At 39.6% G+C, this 280-nt stretch carries 1 protein-coding gene; it reads left to right on the top strand.

Features of this window, described 5'->3' with window-relative positions; genetic code table 11:
- Positions 1 to 202 (top strand): J domain-containing protein (locus ACO0LB_RS20965; RefSeq protein ID WP_423052685.1); only part of this gene is annotated, 202 nt, incomplete at its 5' end.
- Positions 203 to 280: the final 78 nt, after the last annotated feature.

Genomic DNA, 280 nt, shown 5'->3' with positions numbered 1-280 from the left:
TGAACCGCATACCCGCAGTGCTTTACTCAAACAGTGGCAATTAGCAGAAGATGCGACATTAAAAATGATACAAAAGCGCTGGAGACAGTTGGCATTTTTATATCATCCCGATAAATCCGCAGAAGATGAAGAAATATTTAAACGTATTAGAGAGGAATACGAGCAGCTTAAAGCCAGCTGCTCAGTCATTCAAAGTAATTAGCGAGTTAAGCGGCGAGCTCTTATTTTACGCCCTTTAATATTACCTTCAGTTAATTTGCGTAATGCTGGTTTTGCACAA

Origin of the sequence: Undibacterium sp. SXout7W (genome assembly GCF_049339385.1) — a bacterium.
Lineage (GTDB): Bacteria > Pseudomonadota > Gammaproteobacteria > Burkholderiales > Burkholderiaceae_D > Undibacterium.
Note: the sequence above shows the minus strand (reverse complement) of the source record. Positions and strands in the feature narration are given on the sequence as shown.